The organism is Curtanaerobium respiraculi (assembly GCF_024609215.1).
GTDB lineage: Bacteria > Actinomycetota > Coriobacteriia > Coriobacteriales > Eggerthellaceae > Curtanaerobium > Curtanaerobium respiraculi.
Genome location: NZ_JANIPD030000008.1, coordinates 1 through 23376 on the forward strand (window position 1 = coordinate 1; position 23376 = coordinate 23376).

At 63.6% G+C, this 23376-nt stretch carries 25 protein-coding genes and 2 pseudogenes; 11 read left to right on the forward strand and 16 right to left on the reverse strand.

The features are described 5' to 3' along the window. The first annotated feature begins 251 nt into the window (after nucleotides 1-251). From NOV21_RS03805 to NOV21_RS03815, 3 genes are all read left to right on the forward strand, one after another. Nucleotides 252-473: a hypothetical protein gene (locus tag NOV21_RS03805; protein WP_283171501.1), complete on the forward strand. Its 222-nt coding sequence runs from the start codon at nucleotides 252-254 to the stop codon at nucleotides 471-473. Further along, complete coding sequence (locus NOV21_RS03810; protein WP_283171502.1) at nucleotides 470-622, forward strand: hypothetical protein; 153 nt, start codon at nucleotides 470-472, stop codon at nucleotides 620-622. The genes NOV21_RS03805 and NOV21_RS03810 overlap by 4 nt, the downstream gene beginning before the upstream one ends. Before the next feature lie 580 nt (nucleotides 623-1202). After that, the gene (locus tag NOV21_RS03815; protein ID WP_283171503.1) at nucleotides 1203-2600 is read left to right on the forward strand and encodes an RNA-binding domain-containing protein; all 1398 of its coding nucleotides are present in this window, start codon (nucleotides 1203-1205) and stop codon (nucleotides 2598-2600) included. A 1205-nt stretch (nucleotides 2601-3805) separates the two neighbouring features. Here NOV21_RS03815 and NOV21_RS03820 read toward each other — a convergent pair. Further along, a complete protein-coding gene (locus tag NOV21_RS03820; RefSeq protein ID WP_283171504.1) occupies nucleotides 3806-4087 on the reverse strand; it encodes a YraN family protein in 282 nt (93 codons plus the stop codon). A gap of 835 nt (nucleotides 4088-4922) precedes the next feature. Between NOV21_RS03820 and NOV21_RS03825 the strand changes: the two genes are divergently transcribed. Next, nucleotides 4923-5231, forward strand: a complete 309-nt coding sequence (locus NOV21_RS03825) for a hypothetical protein (protein WP_283171764.1) — start codon at nucleotides 4923-4925, stop codon at nucleotides 5229-5231. Nucleotides 5232-5372: 141 nt separating this feature from the next. Here NOV21_RS03825 and NOV21_RS11320 read toward each other — a convergent pair. The 4 genes and pseudogenes from NOV21_RS11320 to NOV21_RS03840 form a co-directional block, all read right to left on the reverse strand. Next, a pseudogene (locus tag NOV21_RS11320) lies at nucleotides 5373-5690 on the reverse strand (ORF6N domain-containing protein); the annotation flags it as partial. A gap of 106 nt (nucleotides 5691-5796) precedes the next feature. Next, nucleotides 5797-7080: a tyrosine-type recombinase/integrase gene (locus tag NOV21_RS03830; RefSeq protein WP_283171506.1), complete on the reverse strand. Its 1284-nt coding sequence runs from the start codon at nucleotides 7078-7080 to the stop codon at nucleotides 5797-5799. A gap of 328 nt (nucleotides 7081-7408) precedes the next feature. Next, nucleotides 7409-8098, reverse strand: a complete 690-nt coding sequence (locus tag NOV21_RS03835) for an ATP-binding protein (RefSeq protein ID WP_487277368.1) — start codon at nucleotides 8096-8098, stop codon at nucleotides 7409-7411. Beyond that, complete coding sequence (locus NOV21_RS03840; protein WP_283171508.1) at nucleotides 8085-8258, reverse strand: hypothetical protein; 174 nt, start codon at nucleotides 8256-8258, stop codon at nucleotides 8085-8087. Before NOV21_RS03840 ends, NOV21_RS03835 begins: the two co-directional genes overlap by 14 nt. Before the next feature lie 969 nt (nucleotides 8259-9227). On the opposite strand from NOV21_RS03840, the gene NOV21_RS03845 reads away from it, so the two are divergent. Beyond that, on the forward strand, nucleotides 9228-10517 hold the full coding sequence (locus tag NOV21_RS03845; RefSeq protein ID WP_283171509.1) for an ATP-binding protein: 1290 nt from the start codon (nucleotides 9228-9230) through the stop codon (nucleotides 10515-10517). 26 nt (nucleotides 10518-10543) lie between these two features. Here the strand turns inward: NOV21_RS03845 and NOV21_RS03850 are convergent, their stop codons facing one another. Together NOV21_RS03850 and NOV21_RS03855 are read right to left on the reverse strand one after the other, a co-directional pair. Beyond that, the gene (locus NOV21_RS03850) at nucleotides 10544-11824 is read right to left on the reverse strand and encodes an ATP-binding protein (protein WP_283171510.1); all 1281 of its coding nucleotides are present in this window, start codon (nucleotides 11822-11824) and stop codon (nucleotides 10544-10546) included. Nucleotides 11825-12705: 881 nt separating this feature from the next. Continuing rightward, the gene (locus NOV21_RS03855) at nucleotides 12706-13002 is read right to left on the reverse strand and encodes a helix-turn-helix domain-containing protein (RefSeq protein WP_283171511.1); all 297 of its coding nucleotides are present in this window, start codon (nucleotides 13000-13002) and stop codon (nucleotides 12706-12708) included. Nucleotides 13003-13105: 103 nt separating this feature from the next. Between NOV21_RS03855 and NOV21_RS03860 the strand changes: the two genes are divergently transcribed. From NOV21_RS03860 to NOV21_RS03885, 6 genes are all read left to right on the forward strand, one after another. Further along, on the forward strand, nucleotides 13106-13819 hold the full coding sequence (locus NOV21_RS03860) for a lantibiotic protection ABC transporter ATP-binding protein (RefSeq protein WP_283171512.1): 714 nt from the start codon (nucleotides 13106-13108) through the stop codon (nucleotides 13817-13819). Next, a complete protein-coding gene (locus NOV21_RS03865; RefSeq protein WP_283171513.1) occupies nucleotides 13816-14607 on the forward strand; it encodes an ABC-2 family transporter permease in 792 nt (263 codons plus the stop codon). Before NOV21_RS03860 ends, NOV21_RS03865 begins: the two co-directional genes overlap by 4 nt. After that, the gene (locus NOV21_RS03870) at nucleotides 14604-15452 is read left to right on the forward strand and encodes an ABC transporter permease (RefSeq protein ID WP_283171514.1); all 849 of its coding nucleotides are present in this window, start codon (nucleotides 14604-14606) and stop codon (nucleotides 15450-15452) included. The genes NOV21_RS03865 and NOV21_RS03870 overlap by 4 nt, the downstream gene beginning before the upstream one ends. Before the next feature lie 42 nt (nucleotides 15453-15494). After that, nucleotides 15495-15878 carry a hypothetical protein gene (locus tag NOV21_RS03875; RefSeq protein WP_283171515.1) on the forward strand — a complete coding sequence of 128 codons (384 nt, stop codon included), beginning with the start codon at nucleotides 15495-15497 and terminating at the stop codon, nucleotides 15876-15878. A gap of 101 nt (nucleotides 15879-15979) precedes the next feature. Then, nucleotides 15980-16642, forward strand: coding sequence for a response regulator transcription factor (locus NOV21_RS03880; RefSeq protein WP_283171516.1), 663 nt, complete (start codon nucleotides 15980-15982; stop codon nucleotides 16640-16642). Next, nucleotides 16630-18105: a sensor histidine kinase gene (locus tag NOV21_RS03885; protein WP_283171517.1), complete on the forward strand. Its 1476-nt coding sequence runs from the start codon at nucleotides 16630-16632 to the stop codon at nucleotides 18103-18105. Before NOV21_RS03880 ends, NOV21_RS03885 begins: the two co-directional genes overlap by 13 nt. A 132-nt stretch (nucleotides 18106-18237) precedes the next feature. Here the strand turns inward: NOV21_RS03885 and NOV21_RS03890 are convergent. From NOV21_RS03890 to NOV21_RS03930, 9 genes and pseudogenes are all read right to left on the reverse strand, one after another. Then, a pseudogene (locus NOV21_RS03890) lies at nucleotides 18238-18363 on the reverse strand (nucleotidyl transferase AbiEii/AbiGii toxin family protein); the annotation flags it as partial. A gap of 18 nt (nucleotides 18364-18381) precedes the next feature. Beyond that, nucleotides 18382-18888: a hypothetical protein gene (locus NOV21_RS03895; RefSeq protein WP_283171518.1), complete on the reverse strand. Its 507-nt coding sequence runs from the start codon at nucleotides 18886-18888 to the stop codon at nucleotides 18382-18384. Between the two features lie 195 nt (nucleotides 18889-19083). Then, nucleotides 19084-19575 (reverse strand): hypothetical protein, encoded by a 492-nt coding sequence (locus tag NOV21_RS03900; protein WP_283171519.1) that lies wholly within the window; start codon nucleotides 19573-19575, stop codon nucleotides 19084-19086. 92 nt (nucleotides 19576-19667) lie between these two features. Continuing rightward, on the reverse strand, nucleotides 19668-20678 hold the full coding sequence (locus NOV21_RS03905; RefSeq protein ID WP_283171520.1) for an alpha/beta hydrolase: 1011 nt from the start codon (nucleotides 20676-20678) through the stop codon (nucleotides 19668-19670). Further along, on the reverse strand, nucleotides 20678-21457 hold the full coding sequence (locus tag NOV21_RS03910; RefSeq protein ID WP_283171521.1) for a DUF6796 family protein: 780 nt from the start codon (nucleotides 21455-21457) through the stop codon (nucleotides 20678-20680). The genes NOV21_RS03905 and NOV21_RS03910 overlap by 1 nt, the downstream gene beginning before the upstream one ends. Next, nucleotides 21454-21636 (reverse strand): hypothetical protein, encoded by a 183-nt coding sequence (locus tag NOV21_RS03915; RefSeq protein ID WP_283171522.1) that lies wholly within the window; start codon nucleotides 21634-21636, stop codon nucleotides 21454-21456. Before NOV21_RS03915 ends, NOV21_RS03910 begins: the two co-directional genes overlap by 4 nt. Beyond that, complete coding sequence (locus NOV21_RS03920; protein ID WP_283171523.1) at nucleotides 21618-21980, reverse strand: SRPBCC family protein; 363 nt, start codon at nucleotides 21978-21980, stop codon at nucleotides 21618-21620. Before NOV21_RS03920 ends, NOV21_RS03915 begins: the two co-directional genes overlap by 19 nt. Nucleotides 21981-22044: 64 nt before the next feature. Continuing rightward, complete coding sequence (locus NOV21_RS03925) at nucleotides 22045-22656, reverse strand: L-2-amino-thiazoline-4-carboxylic acid hydrolase (protein WP_283171524.1); 612 nt, start codon at nucleotides 22654-22656, stop codon at nucleotides 22045-22047. Nucleotides 22657-22876: 220 nt separating this feature from the next. After that, complete coding sequence (locus tag NOV21_RS03930; protein ID WP_283171525.1) at nucleotides 22877-23365, reverse strand: helix-turn-helix transcriptional regulator; 489 nt, start codon at nucleotides 23363-23365, stop codon at nucleotides 22877-22879. Nucleotides 23366-23376 lie beyond the last annotated feature (11 nt).

Here is a 23376-nt window from a genome sequence, read left to right on the forward strand (position 1 = left end):
CATTCGCGGCACTCGCGCTCGCGTGGCTGCTCGCGTCGAATGCCCTGGGCACGACCTATGTGAACCTCCTGCTGGTGCAGGTTGCCCTCGCGGTCATCTTCAGCGCGGCGTCGACGTACGTCTTGGATCGACATCTCGACTTGGAATAGCTCCATCCCGTGCGAATCCCCGTGACCAACTCGCGAGGAGAGGGCGACTGCGTCGCGCGCATCCTGGTTGAGTTCGGCTAGGCCAGGGAGCTCGACGAGGGGGTGCAGCGCATATACGACGAGATGGCGAGTTTCTTCCTGCATGAGCCCGTCTTCTCGGAGCCGAACGGCGCCTCGGTGCGGCTCACGCTCGAGAACAGCGCAATCTCATGCGTCCTGCGCCGGGGCGACTCGATTGCGAGCGACCTCGGCGAGGACGTGGTCGGCACCCTGGGCGAGTACGAGCTCGCCGCCCTCCAGTACGTGTACGGGAGGGAAGGTTGACGGCCAGGGAGCTCGCCGACCATCTCGGCCGCAGCGCCAAGGCGGTGCGCACGGCGCTGAAGTCCATGGTGGAGAAGGAGATTCTGGACTGGCACGGCAACATCGCTCACGACCCGTTGCAGTACTACTCCCTACATGGATTCGAGTAGAACCGGCCCGCCCTCACGGCAGCGCGGGCATGCGCGCCCTATCTTCGCGGCAAAGCGCGTTTATGGGCGTCTTCACGCGCTTGGGCGGCTTGCGGTAGTCGCAGACGTTGCGGGTCACGAGCTCTGCGGCCATGCCCCATTTGGCGCCCGCTTCAAAAGGCGGAAGGGCTTGGCCACGCTTTTGGGCGCGTAGCCGTCGGCGGTCATGCTCGCCGTCCATCCCTCCACATCCGCGATCGCGAGGGGCGACATCGGTGTGCTTCCCAGGTAGCGGCACGTGGGCGCGGTCTCGGATCGGTCGCCGCCACAGTGGAGGGCTCTATGACGCCGGAGGCTTCCTTGTGGCGCAGGAACGCGTCCATGAACCACCGCAGCGTCATGCCGGCGACGGCACTCCCACTTACGTAGCCGGCTGCGTACCGCCAGAAGGGCGGCCCGTGCGACCTGTGGACTCCGCGTCTCCCGCCTCCACGCTCTGAGGGGAAGGAACTTCGGAATCTCACTTCCGAAGTTTCTTCCGAAGTTGCCTCCGAAGTTCCGAAGTTGATAGAATGTCGCCTGACCAAGTAAGGAGGGCGCTATGGAGAAAGAGGCGCTGGGGAGCGCGCTCGACGCGGGCGAGGGAGCCCAGGTTGAGTTCAAGCGCTGCGGCTCGCTTCCGGGCCACGACGTTTTCGAGACCATCTGCTCGTTCGCCAACCACTTCGGCGGTAGCATCTATCTCGGCGTGACCGACAAGGGCGAGGTCGAGGGCGTCGGCGGGCGCTCCCTGGAGTTACAGCGCAACATCGCGAGCGTAGTGCGCAACCCCAGCTCCTTCAAGCCGTCGCCCGTGGTCGGGTTCGACGAGGGCACGCTGGACGGAAAGGCGGTTCTCAGGGTGTGGGTGCCCGAGGGCCCGGAGCTCTACCGTTACAAAGGCGTCATCTACGACCGCGTCGCCGACGCCGACGTGAGGGTGGACGCCACGGCGCAGATAGCGGCGCTTGCCGTGCGCAAGCAGCAGCTCTACACCGAGGGCCACATCTTCCCGCACCTGAGCAGGCAGGACCTGCGCGACGACCTCATAGCCCGCGCCAGGCGGATGGCCGCCGTGCGCAGGCCGGGGCATCCCTGGGCCTCGATGTCGGACGATGAGCTCCTGCGAAGCTCCCGCCTCTGGGGCCGCGACGCCCAGACGGGGGAAGAGGGCTACAACCGCGCCTGCGTGCTTCTGCTCGGCACCGACGAGGCGATTCTCTCATGCTGCCCGGCCTACCGCACGGACGCCGTCTTCTCCCGGGGCGGGGCCGACCGCTACGACGACCGCGAGCTCGTGGCCACGAACCTGCTCGACTCCTACGACAGGCTCATGGCCTTCTGCCGGAAGCACGTGGACGACCCGTTTGTGCTCGAGGGCGACGCGCGGGTGAGTGCCCGCGACATCGTGTGCCGCGAGCTCGTGGCCAACACCCTGGTGCATCGCGAGTACCTGAGCCCCGTCCCCGCTCGTCTCACGATAGACGGGCGGGGCATAGAGACCCTCAATGCGAGCAAGCCCGCCTTCGAGGGAAGGCTCGACCCCGGTAATCTCATGCCCGTGCCCAAGAACCCGGTAATCGCCAACTTCTTCCTGCAGGTGGGGCTCTGCGAACAGCTGGGAAGCGGCACGCGCAACCTCTACGAGTACGCGCCGATGCTCTTCGGCTCCCGACCCATGCTCGAGGAAGGGCAGGTGTTCAGGGCCTTCGTGGCGGACGAGCGAAGGGCCGCGTCCGATGCTGCGGATGCCGCCAGCGCATCGTTCACGGGGGTGGATGCCATTATCATGGATTTGCTGTCGGAGTCGGAGACCGTCACGTCCCGCGAGGTCGCGCAAGCCGCGGGAGTCACGGTCAGGACTGCCAATGAGCACCTGAGAAAGCTGGTCGGAGAGGGCCTGCTCGAGGCACAAGGGTCGACCAACCGCCGCAGGTACGTTCGCATGGCGAAAAGGTAGGAGCCGGCGGCGTCGCGGGAGCGATGAGCTTCCCGCGACCCATCGCAGTGCTATTCTATCCATGGGTCCAAGTAGGTTCGAGCAAAATCGGTCGATCTGCGGGGCTCGTGAGCCCGAGTGGGCCTGATCAGGCTCTTGCCCCTACATCCACCTGAGCGCAATGCGCGCTATCGCCTTGGTCACCCGCAGCAGCTCTCTAAGCGCCCGCATTGCCGGCCTCCTTCGCCTTGGCCATTTCCAGCAACGCTTCCAGCTGTCCCACGGCGAACATGCCGGCCACCTTCTCAGCCGCTCGCCTGTCGCTTCCCCGCGCCTTCTCATGCCCCTGCTCGCGTACCTCAGCCTTCCTCCTAGGTGGTTTTCCACAGCACCGCCGGATCACGTATCGGGATTTTGCGGACCATCATAGGACCAGCAAGCGAACCAGCAAAAACCAGCAAATCGCTCGAAAAACGGGAGAACACAAGAAGTCACGGCATGGCATCTGAGAGCATCGTCTCGGCTGTTCACGGGCGTAAAATCTCCATCTTTTCTGCGCGCGGAGACATAGGACGAAACGCCCTGTATGCGCTGCGGGGAACCCGCAGGCGGTCGACGGGAACACGTTCGACGGCACGGAGGCGGCGCCCGTCGGAGCCTTGACACAGAAGGCCGCGTCGGCCGAGCCCGCCAAATGCGAGACGGCCTCGGCGGAGGCCACGGGGGTCACGCCCGCAAAGGCCGATCGGACGGCGGCAGGTGCGTCCTCCCTTCCGCAGACCGGGGACCAGCCGGCGCCCTCACCGCGGGCCTGCGCCTCCACCGGAGGTAGGGACGGGCCGTGACGGTTGGTCATCCCCCTGTCGCTTGCGTCTGCAGGGACAGTCACATGAGCGGGACAGCATTGCCGACCTAGGCTGGAGCGCGCGACCCTCGTATCCACCCCTGTATCCAGAGTAAGACCCGCCTAGCCTAGAGCCGAGCGGATGCGCCTTCAATCGCGCCGGCATGCGGCTTGGCCCGAGCGACCAGCACGGCCGGTAGCGGCGTAGCGTGCATACGGCTTCAGGCTGGAAAGTGCTGCTGTCGATTTGAGCTGATCCGAGAAAGGGCGTCTGCCCCGATCCCGAAGGCCCGGGGCAGACGCTTTGGGGCCTACCTCCCGTCGTTGAGGACGTTCTTGTGGTGGCGAAGGAGGGCCTTCTCGGAGCCCGTCACCAAAAGACTCACGATGTCGTAGCGGATGCTGGTGAGGCCCCCACCTCAGACTCGGCGAGGTACGCCGCCGCGATGCGCTCGAAGCGCTCCTGATCTGGCTCCTCCTTGGGTATGCCGTGGCCCCCGCACTTGGTGGCGGCGTCCACGAAGACGAGCTCCCCGCCGTCCATGGCGATGAAGTCGATGCCGTCCGAGCCGTGCGCCCAGCCCTCCTCCAGGACCTCGATGCCCCTGTGCTTCAGGTACGCGCGGATCGCCTCGTGCGACCTCTCGTCGATGCTCTTTCCCATGGCTATCTGCCTCCTCGTGTCGGGGCCCGCCCCCTTGGCGCGCCTTGCGGGGCGGATGGCGCCTGCGGGAAAGCGGCAGTGCAAGGGGTAAAGCGAAACGCGGATGCACCCGAGTCTTCCGAGGGGCGCCCCGTGCCCGTCGGAAAAGTTTTCGCGGCCCTTGCGCGACAGCGACCGTGGGCGAGTCTTCGCTCCCAAGGCGAGACGGGGCGGAGGGCGTGCGCGGAGGCCGCCCGTGGGAATGCGGCGATGAGGTTGTGGCGAGGCGTTGCGTGCCTGTTTGCCGGGGCGTGTGGTGGAGGCGAGGTTGTGCTGGCCGGCTGCTGTCGGCTTCGCTGGACGACGGGGTGCTCGCGTAGGTGCTGTGCGACGTGCGGTGGCCATGCCCATGAGGTGCCCGGATGCTTCGCGCCGTCATGGCATGCCCGCTGGGGCGTGTGGAGGTCTCGACGTCCGTCATGGCGTTGTGACCAGTGGCGGGTTGAGAAGGCTGCTCCGTCACCACGCCGATCGTCCCTACGGGAGGTGGGCCCATGCGGCTGTCCTTGCCTTCGGGTTCGGGGCAGGGTGGATTGCAGACGAAAAGGCAAGGTAACGGGTACAATTCGTGCCCGTTACGCCTATTGCCGTGCTGCTCTAAGGTCGCAATTTGCGACCTTAGAGCTAGAGACCTCATTTTTAACTTGCCAAGCGCGGCGACAATCGAGCCAATGACGGCGGAGTCCTCAAGCTTGGCGATGGCAAAGCTCCTCTTGCCGGCGTCCTTCAGCGACGCACCAATCAGGTAGCCCTCGGTACCGTCCAGGACGAGGAAGCGGTCGTGGAACGAGGCCGTGTGCCTGACCTCGAGCTTCGGGTACTGTGCGTTGAAGGTCTCGACGTCGCGCTCGGTGAGGCTGGTCTTGGGGTGCGTCCACATGGTGACGGAGACGCCCGGCTGCTTCTTGGCGAGGATGTTGAGCGTCCCCGTGTCCACGTAGCCGTCGACAAGGACGATTTCGCTTTCGGCCCTCTGCACGAGCGAGACCAAGAGCTCGAATGCGTCGTAGACCCGTCCCTCGAAGAAGACCTTCTGGCTCGGCGCCTCGTGCGCTCCCATGTAGTCGAAGACGCGCTCGAAGCGCTCGTCGGTCGAACGCTCTAGGCTGTCCAGCCTGTGGTCGATGCTCCTGATCTGCTCGAACATATGGGCGTTGTCTGCGATGAAGTGGCGCATCTCGACGAAGGCGTCCATGATGCGCACGCTCACGTCGACAGCCGTGTCGCTGCGCAATACGGCGGAGAGCATCGACACGCCCTGCTCAGTGAAGACGCGCGGAGGCTTTCGCCTGCCACCCCAGCTCCCAGATCTTGAAATCACAGATTGTGATTTCAAGATCTCCGACTCCTCGTTTGTGAGCCTGAAGCAGAAGCGTTCTGGGAAGCGACCCGGATTTCTTGTGGCTGCCTGATTGATCGCCCTCGTCTCAACGCCATACAGTTCGGCAAGGTCGCTGTCGAGCATGACCTGCTGGCCACGCACGGTGTAGATCATGTCCCTGATTCCCGCGTCGCTTGAGAACGCGATTGATGCTTCTGTCTTGGAAGGTTCTTTATCGGGCATGGCCGTAGCCTTTCTGTGCGAACCGTTGATGCGATTTCATCAAGCGCGCGCTCACATCCATCGCGAGACGGCGCGGAAGAGCCAGCGCGCGAAGCGCCAGACGAGCCTAAAGACGCCCATGGCCTGCCTCCTTCTCCTCTGCTGCGGCGAGCATCGCCCTGAGCTGGTCCGCCGAGAACGTGAGCGCGCCGGCGGCAGCGCTCGGCGCTGCGGCGGGGCTCGGGAAGTCGTAGAGCGAGTCGAGGTCTACGTCGAACGAGTCCGCCACCTTGTCCACGGCGGCGCGCTTGGCGTCCGGATCCACGTCGGCGTAGATGTCCAGGGTCATCGACACGCTCGCGTGCCCCAGGTAGCTCGCCACGGTCCTCACGTCGCAGCCGCCCACAATCATCATGGTGGCGAAGGTGTGCTTGAGGTCGTGGAAGGTGCACTTGAAGCCGTTCATCTTGCAGAAGGCGGCGAAGTCCTTGCCGAGCTGCGTGGGGTTGTAGGGCCGGCTCTCCTCCTCCTGCGTGCCCAGTATGTAGGGGTCTCCCAGCGCCACGCCCATCTCGCGCGTCACGCGCTCAGCGTCGCGGCGCCTGGCGGAGAGCATCGTGTCCAGGTGCCTGGTGAGGGGTATCGTCCTGGCGGAGCTCCCGGTCTTGGGCTCCTTCACGTAGAAGCCGCCCGGGCCGTTCCCCAGGGCGTGGCTCACGGTTATGGCGCCGTCGTCGGAGAGGTCGGACCACCTGAGGGCGCAGACCTCGCCGCGCCTCATGCCCGTGGTGAGGGCAATCTCCACCGCAAAGCCCAGCGGCTGGGGCTCTGCCTGCATGGCGAGGCGCAGCATGCGCGTGCGCTCCTCGCGCGAGAGCGCGTTGATGAGCGTCTTCACGCGCTTGGGCGGCTTGCAGAAGTCGCAGGGGTTCTTCGCTATGAGGTCCTGCGCCACGGCCCACTTGAGCGCCTGCTTGAGCAGGCGGAAGGCCTTCGAGCAGCTCTTGGGCGCGTAGCCGTCCGCGCTCATGTCGTGCATCCACCCGGAGATGTCCGGTATGGAGAGCTCGGCGAGCTTCGCGTTGCCGAGGTAGCGGCAGATGATGCGCGTCTCCGCGCGGTAGCCGCGCACCGTGGAGGGCTCGATGGTGCCGGAGCCCTCCTTGTGGCGCATGAACGAGGCCATGAAGTCGCGCAGGGAGACGTTGGAGGACGACGCTCCTCCCAGGAGCTCGAGCTCCACGATGAGTGCGTCGCGCGCCCGCTCCGCCTGCCTTTGCGTCTTGGCGACGAGGGTGTGGTAGGTCCTGACCACCTCGCCGGTTACGGGGTCGGTGTGCGAGAGGCTGCATTCCCATTGGTCCGTGTTGCGTCTTCGCCTGAGCGACCTGCTTGTGTACCTGGTGTCCATGTCTCCTCCTAACGAGTTTTCAACAGCCATTTGTGACCACCATTTTGACCACCAAAGTGACCACCAAATGACCACCAAACCGAAGATGGAGACATGGAAGCTGGAGATTCTGGAGAAGCGGGAGATTAGAAAAACCACAGGTCAGACGCATATCGGCTGCGCTGTGGATCGGCTAGATTTGCAGTGAAACGGCCTCTGACTCGCTCATAACCCGAAGGTCAGGGGTTCGAATCCCTTCCCCGCGACCAAAAAAGCCCCTGACCAGCACAAGCTGGTCAGGGTTTTTATTTGCGGGGGAATTTTCCATCCGAAAAGGTTTACCCCACCGTCATCTCCCCAGGAGGAAGTCAATGGCGTTCACGATGCGGATCCCATCGATGTTCGTTGGATAGTCGCCCTTCCCGACGACCACCATTTTGGGGAAGGCGTCGTGGATAATCCGCAGGGGCGCGAGCTCGCGCTCCAGGGTGCCCGGGTCGGTTATGTCCTCGCTCACCTGGATGTAGGTCGTCGAGTCGTCCTTCCGTGCGACGAAGTCGACCTCGCCGCCTCGGAGCTTCCCCACCGAGACCTCAAAACCCCCGTATCTCAGCTGCAGGAACACGATGTTCTCCAGCACCCTCCCGGGGTCGGCGCCCCGATAGCCTTCCAGGTAACTCCGGATGCCCGTATCCGCGACGTAGTGCTTGCCGAGCGTCTTCAATAGCTCCTTGCCTTTGATGTCGTAGCGCCGGACGGGGTAGAAGAGGTACGCCTCGACGAGCGCGCCTATGTAGGCGTCGACCGTGGAGTTGGCGACCTTCATGCCCTCGGAGTTTATGGCGCCGGCAATGCTGTTCACGGAGTTGGAGCTCCCGACGTTGTCCGCCAAGAATTCGCAGATGCGTTTCAGCAAATCGGGGTTGGTGATTCTCCTGCGGTCCCTTCTTCGGTCGCGTTCCAGTATGTCCCGCACGATGACCGTGTCGTGCAGGGACTTCAGGTACCTGCGATGCTCGTCCCGGTCAGGCTCGCGCAGCGCGAGGTAGGGGAAGCCCCCGTAGCGAGTCGACCGCCTTCTCCCAGCCTTCCACGTCCTGCAGCTCGTCGAAGAACAGATAGGGATGCGCGCTTCCCTTCGTATCCTCGATCACGAGGTCGTAAAGCTGGCGGTAGTCCCCAATTCCGTCGAAGCGCATGGGCTCCATCTTGTAGAAGAAGATGTCCTTCGTGTTCTTCCCTTGTGCCAGCAGGTCGTTCGAGGAGCGTCGACTTACCGCAGCGTCTGACGCCGGTCACCACCTTGATGACATCGGTGTCCTGGAATGCCTTGAGCTCGTCGAGGTATTTGTCGCGTGGAATCATCGTGTTCCAATCTTAAAAAATCGCAAAGATTGCAAGTTTTTGAGATTGTGCCACACCAGGCACGACGCGTCGTCCGAGTTGGGATTCGTGCGGACAAGGATAACGTGTTGGTGCATTGGCTTCGCTGCGATGGCCATTCATGGTGTTTGCGGGAGTGCACCTCGGATTGGTTGTTTCCGAGCGAGCTGCGCAAACACTGCGAGGGGAGAATTGGAAACGCCCGTTTTCCGAAATCGGGGGGAAACAGGGGGAATGCCAGAGAGCACGAGGAGCCACGAGAAACGAGAGCCGATAGAAAAATAGCGGTTTAGCGGGGGCTTTGGTTTTCTCAGCGGGAGAAACGGGACGTCCCGATACAAAAGACGCAGATTCATAACCCGGAGGTCGTTGGTTCAAATCCTGCTCCCGCGACCAAAATCACTCAATTGGCCTGCTAAACCGACGCTCCTATAGGTTGTCAAGAGGCAATCTATAGGAGTTTTATCGTATGAACGTGTAGTACCCATTCTCCAAGGTCAATTTTCTTGCGTGCTGGACAAAACTCCCCGTAGCTATTTTGAAACAGCTTCCTAGCTCTTTGGGCCCATAACCCGGAGGATTTGAGCGAGTCCTTGGACCGCTGGTTCGAATCCGGTTCCAGGGCAAGCTGAAGCTTGCCTGTCCTCGCTGTAATCGAGCTTCGCCATTCTGTGATTGCCTTTTCGGAATTAGGTCACTTTCGTGATTGAAATCCGATAAAATGAATGATAACATCATTCCGAAACTTGGTCACTATTGTTACTTAAATCCGAAATTGGGGTGCTATGATCCAGAGGGAACGATACATAAACCTTCTCGCAAGCAAGCAATGGAACGGCAGGGTAAAGGTCGTTACCGGGATTAGGCGCTGCGGCAAGAGCACCATCCTGTTCGACCTCTATAAGGACCGCCTGCTCACCTCGGGCGTGAAAAGAGAGCAAATCGTCGAGTTGGCACTCGATGACGATGCGAACGAGATGTACCACAACCCCCGGGAACTGTCGCTCTACGTGCGTGAGCGCATAGCGAATAGCGACGAGAAATATTATCTGATGATTGACGAGATCCAATACGCCATCTCGAAGGAAGAGCTGCGCAACCATGACGCGCCGGTGAGGATCTACGGCGTGCTGAACGGGCTGCTGCGGATGAATAACGTGGATATATACGTTACCGGCAGCAACTCGAAGCTGCTTTCGAAGGACGTTTCGACCGAGTTCAGGGGGCGCGGGGACGTCGTCCACGTGTACCCCCTCTCGTTCAGCGAGTTCTACTCCGCCAGGGGCGGGGACAAGCGCGACGCGTACGACGAGTACATGATGTTCGGGGGGATGCCGTACCTGTCGATGCTGGGCTCCGACGACGAGAAGTACGCGTACCTTTCCGACCTCTTCGAGGAGATATACTTCAAGGACATAGAGGAGAGGTACACAATCGAGCTGCCCGGCGTCCTGAGGAGCCTGACGAACTCCCTCTGCTCGTCGATCGGCTCGCTGACGAACGCGAGCAAGATATCTAGGACGATCAAGGGCGTCCAACGAGCCGACGTGGATCCAGAGACTGTCGACACCTACCTCGGGTACCTGCAGGAATCCTTCCTGTTCTCCAAGGCACAGAGATACGACGTCAAGAGGAAGCGGTACTTCGAGTATCCGTCGAAGTATTACTGCACCGACGTCGGCCTCCGGAACGTCAGGCTGGGGCTGCGGCAGATGGAGAAAACCCACATCATGGAGAACTGCCTGTACAATGAGCTGCTGGCACGTGGCTATTCCGTGGATGTCGGGGTGGTCGCGCTTCGCGAGAAGGACAGCAAGGGATCGATTAAGCAGAAGAACTGCGAGATCGACTTCATCGCCCGAAAAGGAAACAGGAAGTACTACGTTCAGTCGGCCTTGAGCATGGACGATTCAGCCAAAGAGAAGACCGAGCTGCGACCGCTTCTTGCAATCAAGGATTCCTTCCGCAAGATTGTTGTGTCGAGGTCGTACGGCAAAAGCTGGGTGGATGAGGACGGTATCCTGAGGATAGGCCTCATAGACTTTCTCCTCGACCAAAACAGCTTGGATAGGTAAGCGTGCGGAAGCGGCTCTTGGGGCGCTCAGGGGCGGAGGCAGGCGAGAGGCACAACAAGCACGCCGTCGTCCCGACGGTAGCCGTACTGCGTGCCCGTCACCACCAGTTTGAGATCGGGCGGCCTCAGCGGCACCTGCTTTTCCTTTTCGTTATGTTCCTCCACCAAGGATTCGATCTTGCAGAGATGCTTGGCGCCATCGTTGATTTCGTGCGACCCGAGCTTGAACTCGATGAGCGCGTACCTTCCGTCTGCCAGATGGAGCACGCCGTCCGCTTCGAGCCCGTAGCGGTCCCGGTAGTACGACATCTGACCGCCCATGGCGACCGAGTACGCCTTCAGGTCGCGGATGCACAGCGACTCGAACAGGAAGCCGAGCGTCTTGAAGTCGGTGTCGAAGTAGGATGGCGAGAGTCCCAAGGCTGCTACCGCGACCGAGGGGTCCACCAGGTTGCGCTTGACCGACGAGCGGAGCGAGGTCTTGGACCTGATCGCCGGGGACCACGCCGGGACGTCGGAGACAATGTGGAGCTTCTCGAGCGCGGCGACGTACTCGTCGTAGGCCGTTCCGCCGACGTCGTGGTTGCCCCTCACATCCGCGATGAGCGTCTTCCTCTGGGCGGGCGTGCAGATGTTGCGTGCGTACGAGCGCAGGATCGCCTCGGCGACGAGAGGATTCCTGCGCACACCGTCGACACGCGATATGTCCACATGGGCCGTCTGCCAGAACAGGTCCCTTGCGACGTCGAGTCTCAGGTCGTCGGACTCCATGGAAATGGTTGAAGGCCAGCCGCCCCTGCAGATTGAGAAAATGAGGCCGTCGACCGTGAGCTCGGATGTGCAGCCTTGGTAGTCGTTGGGCTCGTCGAAGAGTCCGAGTAGCGACACCTCCCCGTTCGATTCCCTGGATTCGAAGAGGCTCATGGGCAACATCTCGAGCGTGGAGATGCGCAGGGTTCCCGTATGGGGGGTCTCGACGTCGGCGGACGAGGAGCCCGTGAGGATGTACATACCACGCCGGCCTTCGTCGTCTACGGACTTCCGCACGGCGCCCCAGATCTTGGGGGCGTCCTGCCACTCGTCGAAGAGGCGCGGCCTCGCCCCTGCCAGGAGGCGCGAGGGCTGCACGCTCGCTACCTGCAAAAGCCCCTCGCGGACGTCCTCGTCCTGGAATTCCACGAAGCTGCCCGCATGCTGTTTTGCGGTCGTCGTCTTCCCACAGCCTTTGGGGCCCGTGATGTTGATCGCCCCGAACGCAGAAAGCTTTCTTTCGAGCAGCTCGTCCGCCACCCTCGGCAAGTACTCCATATCCGCCCCCTGTCATATTTGTCTGAGTTTATCAGAAACGATGTAAATTGGGGTAATTAAACGAGAGAAATTGGGTATAAACGGCGAGTATTTTTGCTATTCACGTTTTGCAAGGATGTACCAGTTTTTGCAGGTTGCATGCAGCAGTCTCTTGTGCGTTCCCGAGCCAACCACGCAAACACCGCGAGGGGGGAATCGAAAACCCCGTTTTTCGGAATCGGGGGGAATCCGGGGGGAGCGACTGAGAATGCGTCTCTATGCTCACATCGAGAGCCGATAGAAAAATAAGGGTTTAGAAGGGGCTTTAGTTTTCTAAATGGAAGAAACGAGACGTCCCGATACTGGAGACGCAGACTCATACCCGAAGGTCAGAGGTTAGAACCCCTTCCCCGCGACCAAGAACAAACGTTTTGACCTGCAGAAATGCAGGTCGATTTCGTTATGCCACCATGCTTGGCACCAATTTGGCACCAAACAGCTTCGAATATCGGGCGCACCTTCGCGATGCCAGACGTCATATGTAAGAAGAAACCCCAGTTCAGACCGTTGCCGTTCGAGCCTTCACCGTCGCGTCGTGCACGAGGTGAGGCCAATCGTTAGTGCGAATACCCCGCGACCGAAATCCCCGGTGGCTTGGCCCGGCTTGGTTTGGGTTATCATTTCAGACGCTACGAAGCGCTCAGCGGGAAGCGCCGCTCATCCACCTCAATTCGCAAGGAAGGCCTGTGGCCATCAATTCGCTCGTCCTCCCGCTTCAACGTGGCGCTCTCTAATAATCGAACCAGGATACTAATCTGACGGTGCCGTGGGCGGGTTATGCTCCCAGACGGTAGCCGAGACGGAACGCGGTTTGAATGCAGATGGGTTTGGCGGGGTCGGTTTCAGTCTTCTGCCGTATGTGCCTGATTATAGGTGGGCACGCTAATCGACCCGTTGAGGTAATCTTCTCCCCAGACCTCGCGCACGATGCCCTCCTTCGTATACACCTTTCCTGGGTTTCCGACAAAAGAGCGATGATCTGGAAATTCCTTCTTCGTGAGGCTGCTGCCGACCGAGAGACCGCGCATCTCCAGCTCCACGATGAGCTCGTCGCGTTTCGCCCTTGCCTGCCTCTCGGTCTTCGCCTCGATTGCGTGATAGGCGGTTATCGGGTCTCCGGTGATTGGGCCTTTGTGCATCAGTCGCGCCTGCTGCCGGCACCCCGAGAGCCTTTAGCGTTTCTTTAGGAACGTCTTCCAGGCTGGTATCCAGAACGAGAAACCGGGAATGAAAGGAATTGCGATGTCGGGATGCATTCTGGAGGCGCGCGGGCTGACCAAGCGCTTCGGGCGGGGCGCGGGGGCGCAGACGGCGGTGGACCGCGTGTCCCTGCACGTCGAGGAGGGGATGGTCTACGGGCTGCTCGGCCCCAACGGGGCGGGCAAGTCCACCACCCTCAAGATGATCACGGGCATGCTGCGGCCCACGGAGGGCGAGCTGCTCTTCGGGGGCAGGCCCTGGCGCCGCGACGACCTCTACCGCATCGGCTCGCTCGTGGAGCAGCCGCCCCTCTACCCCAACCTCACGGCGCGCGAGAACCTGCGCGTGCGCACCACGCTGCTCGGCCTGCCGGAGGAGCGCATCGACGAGGTGCTGGAGACGGTGGGCCTCGCGGACACGGGCGCCAAGCGCACCGGCCGCTTCTCGATGGGCATGAAGCAGCAGCTGGGGATAGCGCTCGCCCTGCTGGCGAGCCCGCGCCTGCTGATATTGGACGAGCCGACCAACGGGCTCGATCCCATCGGCATCGAGGAGCTGCGCGGCATCATCCGCAGCTTCCCCAGGCGGGGCATCACGGTGCTGCTTTCCAGCCATATCCTCACCGAGGTGCAGCATACGGCCGATGCGGTGGGCATCATCGTCGGCGGCAGGCTCGCCTACGAGGGCGCGCTGCGCGAGGGCGAGGATCTCGAGGCGCTCTTCATGGAGGTCTGCCGGAGGGAGGGGTTGCGATGAACCGGCTGGGGTTCGGATTTGCGGGGGGCTCGCTCGCCTCGGCGGTGCGCGCCGAGGCGCTGAAGTCGAGGCACGCCGCGCCGATGCGGCTGGCCCTCGCACTGGCGCTGCCCTTCCCGCTGCTGGCGGTCATAGGTGCCGCGACCATGCCGGGCTGGGGCGTCTCGTATACCCCATGGAACTACTGGTACGCGCTGCTGATGCCGGTCATGCTCTCGCTCGTGTCCGCGGCGGTGGCCAATGCCGATGCGCGCATGGGCAACCGCGCCCTGCTCTCGAGCGGCGTTCCCCTCTCCCGCGCATGGGCCGCGAAGGTGGCCTGGTGCCTGGCCCTCTCGCTGCTCGCCAACCTGGCGGTCTTCGCCGTGTACGCGGCCCTGTCGGCCGCGGTGCCCGAGGGCGCGGCGGGCGTGCCGGCGATGCTGGCGGCGGCCCTGTCCCTCGCGGCCGTGAGCTCGTGGATGGTTCCCGCCACGCTCCTTCTCGCGATGCGGGCCGGCCTGCTCGCGGGCGTCTTCGTCCCGCTGGCGGTGCAGCTGGCACTCTCCTTCGGCTGGTCGGCCGTGCCGTTCTGGCCCGCCTGCCCGCCCACGGCCACCATCGTCCTGCCGACGGCCTTCCTGCCCGTGCTGCCCAGCGGCGAGCCCGCCAGCGCCGGCATGGCGCTCGTGGAATCGGTCTCGCAAGGCGGCGACATCGCGCTGGCGCTCGCCATTGCCTGTGTGCTCACGGCCGTGCTCACCGCCATCGGCGCGGTATGGCTCGCAAGATCGGAGGAGTTGCGATGAGAGGACACGGAACGGCGGGGACCCACCCGTCCGGCCCAAGGGCGACGCTGCCACGCGCCCTGCGTGCCGAGGCGCTGCGCCTGCGCCGCTTACCCCTCGTGCCGCTGCACCTGGCGTGCGCCTTGGCGGCGGGGGCGGCGTGCGGGGCGTACTTCGCCTACGCCCCTTGGGACACGGCCATGGGGGCGGATGCCTTCGCGCAGCTGCTGGGCGCGATGATGCCGCTCATGGCGGGTATCGTCTGCGGCCTGGATGCGGATGCGGAGGGGGAGGCCACGGGGCTTGCGAACCTGCTCTCCGTCCCGTCGAGGCGCCGGGCCCTCGCCGCGAGGCTCTTGGCGATTTGGCTGATGGGGGCTCTCGCCCTCGCCCTCGCCGTGGTCGCGTTCGCCGTCCCCCTGGCGCTGGCCGGACGCCAGGCTCTGGCGCCGGCTGCCCTGATCGGGGTCGCCGCGGGCCTTGCGTTCGGCAGTGCCCCGCTCTACCTGCTCCTCTATGCCATGGCGCTGCGCTGGGGCTGCAACGTGGCGATAGCTACGGGCACCGTGGGCCTCATGCTCGCATTCTTCTCGGTGGGCGGTCTCGCCCATGGCTTCATGACCGGCGAACTCACCGCCGCCGGCGCGAACGCGCTCTCGTACCTGCCGACCAGTTGGCCGGCGCTCCTGGGGTCGCTGCCCGTCGAACTCGCCATTGCGGACAGCGCTGTGGGGGCGGTGCAGGCAGCATCGGTCGCCTCGAGGCTCGGGTCGCTCTGCGCCTTGTGCGGCGGTGCGTCCGCCCTGTTCGCGGGCGTGGCGATGGCCTGGATCTCCCGCTTCGAGCCCGTACAGCGCGGGAATTAGGAGGTGCTCGACATGAGTGGAAGGATGTGGAGGAGGGTCGCCGTGACTCTTGTGCTTGTCACGATGGTCGTGCTCGCGTGCGCCGTGCTCCAGGGGTGCTCCGGCGCCGGAGCTGTGGTCAAGAGCGCGGTCGACAGGCTGTTGCCAACGCCGCAGCGCACGGTGTGGGCGCGCTGCCCGGCACCGGGGACCCACGTGGGCTCGTATGCCGACGCGTCCGGCTCGTGCACGAACTACTTCTACGACGTGGCGGCGGCCACAGAGGATGGCACGCATCTCACGGTGACCATCATCCTCTTCGGGGGCGAGGCGAGCGGGCAGGGGTGGCTCGAGATCGACGCGAGGGGAAGCTCGGGCGTGTACTACGACGGCGTCGACGAGTCCGAGGTCCCGCAGGCCGCACGCGATGCCCTCGGCGCGGGGTGACGCAGGCGCAGGGGATGGCGCGCGAGCGCGCCCCTGGTCTATCATGGCGGCAACGGAGATGCGGTCCCGCAGGGACCGGAGGGAAAGGATGGTGGGGTTCCATGGCGCGGATCCTCGCGATAGACGACGAGAGGCAGATCACCGACCTGCTCTCCCGCGCCCTCGCACGCGACGGGTACTCTGTCGACGCCGTGAACGACCCCGCATCCGTGCCGGGCCTCGACCTCTCGCGCTACGACCTCATCCTGTGCGATGTGATGATGCCCGGGATGGACGGCTTCGAGCTGGTGGGCCGTATCCGGGGCCTCGTGGACGCCCCCATCCTCTTCCTCACCGCCAAGGTGGCCGAGGAAGATGCTGTGCATGGCTTGGCGCTGGGGGCCGACGACTACGTCCGCAAGCCGTTCGGGGTGGCAGAGCTGCGCGCGAAGGTGGCCGCGCACCTGCGCCGCGAGGGCCGGGCGCGCACGCACGTCCTCGCGCTCGGCGACGTGCGTTTCGACCTTGGAGCGCGCGAGCTCTCCGTGGCGGGCGAGGCCGTGCCCCTCACGCCCACCGAGTACGCCGTCTGCGAGTTCCTCGCCCGGCATTGCGGCCAGGCCCTCTCTCGAGCCCAGATCCGCGACGGGGCGTTCGGCTGGGCCTCGGACGCGGGGGATGACGCGCTGTCGATGCACGTGAGCAACGCGCGCGCCAAGCTCCGCCGCGCAGGGGCCGACCCCATCGAAATGGCGCGCGGGACGGGGTACAGATGGAGGGCATAGGGGCTGTGCGCCGTCGCATCCGGATCCCCTTGGCCCTGGTGGTTTCCCGCTACTTCCTCTACGTGCTCGTCGGCGCGCTTCTCGCCGTGGGTATTCCGGCAGGTGCCTTCTCCTGGCAGATGGTCTCGGGCACCATCCTGGCGGCAAACTACGGCGAGGCCCACTTGGACGAGGTCAAGGTCATCCTCTCCGGCCAGGCCTCCTTCGATGCCGATGTCATCCCCTCGGCCTACCGCTATGCCCGCTTCGAGGCGGGCGGCGCACTCCTGTCTACTGACATGTCCAGCGCTCAGCTCGATACCGTCTGGCGCATTGGGGCCGTATTCGATGGCGAGGACCCCCGCACTGCGGAGGTCGCCCCGTCATCCTTCTACGCTGCCGTGGGGCTGGCGGACGGCGGGCGCTGCGTGCTCTGCTACGACATCGTGCCCCAGTGGGCTGACAAGGGCGCGCGCGACGCCCTGCCCAACCCCCAGGACCTGGCGGTTTGGACCGCGCTGCTCTCCCTGGTCCTTGTGGTTGCCCTCATCGCCCTGCGAGCCGCCCGCACGCTCGCGCGTAAGATGGACCCCCTGGTGCGGGCGGCGGAGGCCGTCGGCAGGCAGGACCTGGACGCGCCCGTGGGGGGCAGCGACGTGGCCGAGATCGACGATGTGCTGCGCGCCATGGAGGGGATGCGCACCTCGCTGAAGGGGTCGATCGAGGCCCAGCGGGAGGCCGAGCGAAAGAGCCGCGAACAGGTGGCAGCGCTCGCCCACGACCTCAAGACGCCGCTCACGGTCGCGCTCGGCAACGCCGAGCTTCTTGCCGAGGACGCCGAGGCGGGGAGAATCGGGGAGGAGCAGGCGGCATGCGCGCGGGCCGTCCGCGATGCGGCGCTTTCCATGGACGCCTTCGTGGGGAGGATCGTGGAGGCGTCCCGCGGGCAGGCGGACGCCCTCCGTCGCGAGCCGGTTGACCCGGCCTCGTTCGCCGACGGGTTGGAGGATGCGACGGAGAAGTTCATCGTGGCACGGAGTTTAGCGCTTGAGGCCTCGCGGGAGCCGACGTTCCAGGAGCTGTGCGACACGGTTGCGGCAGGTGAGGCACCTGCGCCCCGATGGGACGCGGACGCCCTCGGGCGCGCCGTGCTCAACCTGGTGGGGAACGCCTGCGACCATGCGCGCACGGGTCCCGTGACGCTCGCGCTCTCCTGCGACGCCTCTGCGAGGATCGTCTCCATCGCCGTCGAGGACGATGGGCCCGGCTTCTCGCCCGAGGCCATCGAGCGCGGGGCCGAACGATTCTTCCGCGGGGACGCGTCGCGCGGCTCCGGCGCGGGAGGCGCCCACTTCGGGCTCGGGCTCGCGATCGCCGCGGACATCGCCGAGGCCCACGGCGGTGCCCTCGTGCTCTCCAACCACACGGACGGCGCGGGGGAAGTCCTGGGGGCTCGCGCCGTCCTGTCGATCCCATTGGCATAGGCAATTGGTCAATCGTTCTCCCCGGCGAGCCACAAACAGCAGCCGCCCTCGATCATGAATGGCAGGTGTGAACTGCCGTGGATGCCGCGTGGATTCGCGATCCTGCCCTGCCGCGGGCGGGGAGGCGGGAGACTAGGCGCCGCCGTTGATGCGCCCCTCCCAGGGCTCGTCGACGCGATAGCCGATGAGCCGCCAATCGAGTATCAGGTCGATGTCCTCGGAGAACCGCTCGATGAGGCCGTACGCCTTCGACAGGCTGGTGCGCCCTTGAACATTTCACCCCAGCAGCGCCACGATGGCGCCGACGACAATCGCGACGGGGATGCCCAAGAGCATGCCCTTGGCGCTGCCTCGGATGTGGAAGAGGTAGTCGTGGTAGGCGTCTGCGAGGTCCTCGGTGCCGGGTATGACCCAGCGCGAGCTGTGGCAGAACCAGCAGATGTCGAGTACGAACGCGTCGTACCAGTCGACGACGAGCCAGAGCAGGTAGCTCGCAATCGCGCCCTCCCAGAACGTGTGCGCTCCATTCGCGAAGTGCAGCAGCACCGCGAACGCGAGGGCGATGATCAGCGCGGCAAGGCTCTTCCGGATGATGACAGCCTTCGAGCGTGGCATATCGCGCTCGTCCTTCACGAGCCCCAGCTCGACCGCGCGGTCAACGATGGGCTCGGGATAGTTGTGGATGTAGTTGACGGGTTCGCCGACGTGCGCCATCACGACCCAGAACAGCGTGAACAGCGCGCACGCCACGATTGCTTCTATCGCGAAGATCCCCCAGTCCATGTCATCACCTCCCCTTGGCGGTCCCGGCGCTGCAGCGGAAGTCGCACACCTCGTTCCCGCCGCCGATGGTCATCGTGCGCGCGAGGCGCAGGCCCATCATCTGCGCCATGGGGGTAACCCAGGCGGCAGAGACAGGGGGTGAGATCGGGGCGGCCCATCGCCTTGAGCTTCATGCCGTAATTCATGCGAGTCCCCTTATCTTACTTGCACCAGCACGAACGCTACAACGGCGCTGACGATCGCGAACACGACGATCTTCACGAGCTGGCTCTTGAGGTTGAAGCCGTAGTGTTCCATGCTCTCGCAGCCGATGACTTCGGGATAGAAGTGCTGGAAGATGTTCAGCCTGGTCAGCAGAATGTAGTCGAAAACGACCATATCAAAGATCTTGTAGCCTTCAAACAGAATCAGGTACCTGACGAAGATCTGCCAGAACCCCCATCCCCGCGACATGGCATCGTTTCCAGCGTAGATGAATATGGCTATGACGCCGGCTGAAACAGCAAGAATAAGCACGACGCCCAAAGCCGTCTTCCATGCCGGCTGGTCTAGCCTGCCCTTCATGCGTTCCTGCACGTCTTTTGGCGCCGACTTGATGAAGAATTTCAGCAGGAAGGCGCAGCTGACCGCAAAGAAGATCACGACCAGCACCAGCAGCAATCCCAGCAAAGCGAATGTGAGCTCCATCGCTTTTCCTAACCTTTCCGCGACGTCAGTTCAGCATCAGGCCGCTTTCCGTCGTCTTTATCGGATGTTTCCCAACTTCGAGGCTGTCCCGATCATTCCTTCTGACATCGCGAATGCTCCTCCATGAACTTCAGGCTTGCATCGATCATCTGCCCTAGAGCGGTCTGCTCCACGGGGAAGTGTCCGCCGCCGTCTAGAACGACGAGTTCCTTTGCGCATGCAAGCCGGTCATAGAAATTCCTGCTCAGCCGCAGATCAGTCCAGCGGTCATCGCCGGGGTGCACGAGCAGCACGGGGCATCCGGTAAAGTCTTCCGGTTCAATCTGGGCGTGGTGGTCGAGAAGCGATAGCGCAAAGGAGACCGGCACTTTTGCTCCTGCCGACTTAGGGTCTGCCATCAGCAGCTCCGCAAGGCTCGCATCGTTGGCTATCGCCTTCATGTTGCAGACCCACCTCATCGGGATGCGGATGTTGCCCGCAAGCCTGCGCAAAAACGTCTCGCGCTTTAGAGAGAGCTTTACGAACCCCGGAGAACTGGCGACTTCGCACGATATAGTCGGGTCGCCCAGGTCCAGCAGGCAAGACGCCAAGACCCCCGCGACCCCGCTGCAGCGGCAGCCCGTCTCGTATGCCAGCATGCCCCCTGCGGACAGCCCGAACAGGAACGTCGGGACGTCATCGGCCCCGTAGCGGTCGATAACCGCCGCGATGCAGACAATCCAGCTGTCATAGGTCGGAACCGCGCTGTACTCTGTATAGCCGTAGAGCGGCATGTCGGGACAGATCACCTCATAGCCGGCCCTGAAAAAAGGCACGGCTAGAAACGAGAGCAGCCTCCCGTTTCCGCCGACTCCGTGCAGCAGAAAGATTCGCCCGCGCGGTGCCTGAGCTTGCCCTTCCGGTGACGAGGCTTGCTTGCACGGTGTTTGTGCCCGGTAGATATCCATATGAATCAGGAATTCGCCGACGCGGACGAACTCCTCTGTCGGCAGGTTGTCGCATTCCAGCCGGACGCATTCCGGCAGATATTCCTGAATCCTCGGCCAGAGAGGGTCCCGTCTATATCCGCCAGGAGGATGTTCCGTGGATTTGCGCGCGATCATCAGATTGCCTCTCCGGGGAATCTCATAGCAGGCCCCGTCCGGCTTGACGGTATCTGAGCCTTGAACTCGACGAAGCGGGCCTCGGAGGGCAGCGTGGCCAGCAGCCCGCCGAACATGAGCGCGTTGCCCCAGCTGAGGAACATGGTGCCGATGCCCGCCCCGAGCGCGGAGTCGAAGCCGACGAGGGCGGAGACCACGAGGCAGGGCACCGCCCCGACGATGAGATTGAACCATTTCGCGTAAGCCGGGTAGGGCGTGAACCCCTTCGCGAACGCACGCCACTGCACGACGATCATCGGGATCCAGAAGAGGCACAGCAGCGCGTAGACGGGGGCGCAAAACCACCAGATCATCGGCTCCGCAACCTGCGACGCCACCGAAGGGTCGGCTTGGAGCAGGTACTTGTAGGCGAAGTTCATAACGCCGATGTTCAGGTGGCAGCCCACCGGCGCGAGCCAGATGTAGCCGAATATGCCCGCCCGGAAGACGCGCGCCATGCGCGGCGCCGAGTCGGCCATGAGCCGGTACACGGCGAAGAAGGCGATCCCCTCCATGAAGATGCCGACCACGCCGAAGAAGCCTCCGCAGACCAGCTGCCAGTCGGCCAGGTTCGGCACGCTGGCCATGAGGTCCTCGGCGAGGTTCGCGCTGGGCAGCTCGTCGCCGAAGCCGAGCAGGAAATCGCCGGCGCCGGTGAGAACCGAGCCGATCAGGCCGACGACCAGGAGCAGCCTAATCCGCGCCCTGTCCAGATTCCCATCGATTCCGATTGCGCTCATGACTTAACCGCGGTTTTCCGAAGTTCCTCCACCGGAATACGCTCCGGGTATTTCCCCTGCGTCAGGATGTTCCGCAGATACCCGTTATCCAAGACCATGTCGTCGCGGATGAGTCCCCAGTCGGCCTTCTTGCGGTAGAAGACCTTGAAGATGAGGAAGTTCACGATGGGCCCAACCACGGCGTCGTCATGCCGAAGGACTCCGTGTGGGAGAAGTGGATGCCCTCCGGCGTACGGTGCGCTTCGAAGGTGATGAAGGCTGTCTTCTTGTCGCTTTGGAAGACGATCCTGAAGTGGTCCGCGTCGTGCTCGCTCTCGACAATCTCGCCCGTCACGTCGTAGTCAAGCCCCATGACGATCTCGTAGAAGCGGATCCTGTCGCCCATCTCGTAGCCACCGTCATACATGTTGCACTCCAGGTGGTAGGGGCTCCATCTGACGAACTCCGCCTCGAAGTTGTCGATCCACGCCTGGATCCTCTCGTACGGGGCGGGTATGTCTACTTGCTCGGTGAGCGTTACCATCTCGGTCTCCTTCGCGGTGCAACGGCCATGTCCTCGTTCGGTCCTCCCCGAGTCCGCATGCGGCCTACTTGGTGAACAGGAAGTCGCAGGGCTGCCCGTCCTTGCACAGGGTGTGCTCGCGCGTGAAGGTGACGCCGGGGATCGAGCCGTAGTTGACGTCGTCGGCGTGGCAGAAGATGGTGCCCAGCCTGCGTACGCCGTACTTGCCGTATATCTGGGCGTAGATGCAGCTCGTGCACTCGAACTGCAGGCGCTTGGCGGTCGATTTGTCGTGGTGCCACACGTACTCCCAGCCCTGTCCGCTGCCCTTCTCGAACCCAGCCGGCACTATGCGGTCTGCGAGCTTCAGCATGCCGGGCTTGCTGAGGAGTTTTCGGTACATGCCCGCGGTGTGCTTCTCCACGAAATCCCACATGGGCCTGCCGACGGCCTCGACGGCCTCGTCCTCGGAAAGTCCCCGCTCGCGCTCTATCTCGTAGAGCGCCAGAGCGGTGAAGATGTTTGCGAGGTGGTTGTAGTTGCCTTCGTCGCAGTATTCCCGGTTATCAGCCACGAGCTCGTCCACGCGCGCGACAATCCTGTCCCGGTCGGCCTCGGGGATTGTGGGCAGGTGCTCCTGCCAGCGGCTCGCCGCCACGAGCTCGTGCCCTTCGTATAGGCGCTGTTTTTTTGCCATAGCGCTCCTTTGCGATGTCGCTCTTCGTAGCACCCTTATGGGCGGATCGTATCGATTACCGCCTGCTCGCTAGTCGTTGCGCCCAGCCGCGTGCGCGCCATCAGCGAGCATCCCCGTTTGTCTGAGCCAGCCGTGCGCCTGACCGCCTCTCCGCCATCCCCTACGGCCGGCCGTCCCGGTCAGTAAGGAGCGGCTAATATTATCGGAATGTAAGCTTAGCCTAACTTGTATCGATTTCAGATGGAAATCGGCATATGGGCAACTTTTGCAGGTGGTTGTTGCGGTATGCGGAAGGCGTCTCGCCGTAGTGCTTCTGGAAGGCTGCGGAAAACTTGCTGGCGCTCCGATAGCCGACTTCCCTCGCCGCATCGGCCACGGATGAGCCCTCGGAAAGCGCGGCCTCGGCACGCCCCATGCGGATGCCGCGCATGTAATGGGCGTACGAATCGCCGTACACATAGCGAAACGTCGTCTTGAAGACCGTCGTGCTCATGCCGAAGCGACGCGCGATTTCGGAGATGGCATAGTGCTCGCCGTAATTCTGGACCGCGAAGTTGCGCGCATCCCGCACGAGCCGCATCGATTCCAGCGAGACCTCGGGTCGGGTGAGGACGCGCTTCGGCGCGGGGCGGCTTTGCAGCTGCGCGAGTATCTCGAGGACGCCCAGCTTCACGAGGGACGCGCGGCCCCGCTTGCGGTTCAGCTCCAAGGCGTCGGCGA

Excerpts from the sequence above, each read along its gene's own strand:
- NOV21_RS03815 (WP_283171503.1), top strand. The coding sequence starts at position 1,203 with ATGGAGAAAGAGGCGCTGGGGAGCGCGCTCGACGCGGGCGAGGGAGCC.
- NOV21_RS03820 (WP_283171504.1), bottom strand. The coding sequence starts at position 4,087 with ATGGGAAAGAGCATCGACGAGAGGTCGCACGAGGCGATCCGCGCGTAC.
- NOV21_RS03830 (WP_283171506.1), bottom strand. The coding sequence starts at position 7,080 with ATGGACACCAGGTACACAAGCAGGTCGCTCAGGCGAAGACGCAACACG.
- NOV21_RS03840 (WP_283171508.1), bottom strand. The coding sequence starts at position 8,258 with ATGCGCTTCGACGGAATTGGGGACTACCGCCAGCTTTACGACCTCGTG.
- NOV21_RS03845 (WP_283171509.1), top strand. The coding sequence starts at position 9,228 with ATGATCCAGAGGGAACGATACATAAACCTTCTCGCAAGCAAGCAATGG.
- NOV21_RS03850 (WP_283171510.1), bottom strand. The coding sequence starts at position 11,824 with ATGGAGTACTTGCCGAGGGTGGCGGACGAGCTGCTCGAAAGAAAGCTT.
- NOV21_RS03855 (WP_283171511.1), bottom strand. The coding sequence starts at position 13,002 with ATGCACAAAGGCCCAATCACCGGAGACCCGATAACCGCCTATCACGCA.
- NOV21_RS03860 (WP_283171512.1), top strand. The coding sequence starts at position 13,106 with ATGTCGGGATGCATTCTGGAGGCGCGCGGGCTGACCAAGCGCTTCGGG.
- NOV21_RS03865 (WP_283171513.1), top strand. The coding sequence starts at position 13,816 with ATGAACCGGCTGGGGTTCGGATTTGCGGGGGGCTCGCTCGCCTCGGCG.
- NOV21_RS03870 (WP_283171514.1), top strand. The coding sequence starts at position 14,604 with ATGAGAGGACACGGAACGGCGGGGACCCACCCGTCCGGCCCAAGGGCG.
- NOV21_RS03880 (WP_283171516.1), top strand. The coding sequence starts at position 15,980 with ATGGCGCGGATCCTCGCGATAGACGACGAGAGGCAGATCACCGACCTG.
- NOV21_RS03885 (WP_283171517.1), top strand. The coding sequence starts at position 16,630 with ATGGAGGGCATAGGGGCTGTGCGCCGTCGCATCCGGATCCCCTTGGCC.
- NOV21_RS03895 (WP_283171518.1), bottom strand. The coding sequence starts at position 18,888 with ATGGACTGGGGGATCTTCGCGATAGAAGCAATCGTGGCGTGCGCGCTG.
- NOV21_RS03900 (WP_283171519.1), bottom strand. The coding sequence starts at position 19,575 with ATGGAGCTCACATTCGCTTTGCTGGGATTGCTGCTGGTGCTGGTCGTG.
- NOV21_RS03905 (WP_283171520.1), bottom strand. The coding sequence starts at position 20,678 with ATGATCGCGCGCAAATCCACGGAACATCCTCCTGGCGGATATAGACGG.
- NOV21_RS03910 (WP_283171521.1), bottom strand. The coding sequence starts at position 21,457 with ATGAGCGCAATCGGAATCGATGGGAATCTGGACAGGGCGCGGATTAGG.
- NOV21_RS03920 (WP_283171523.1), bottom strand. The coding sequence starts at position 21,980 with ATGGTAACGCTCACCGAGCAAGTAGACATACCCGCCCCGTACGAGAGG.
- NOV21_RS03925 (WP_283171524.1), bottom strand. The coding sequence starts at position 22,656 with ATGGCAAAAAAACAGCGCCTATACGAAGGGCACGAGCTCGTGGCGGCG.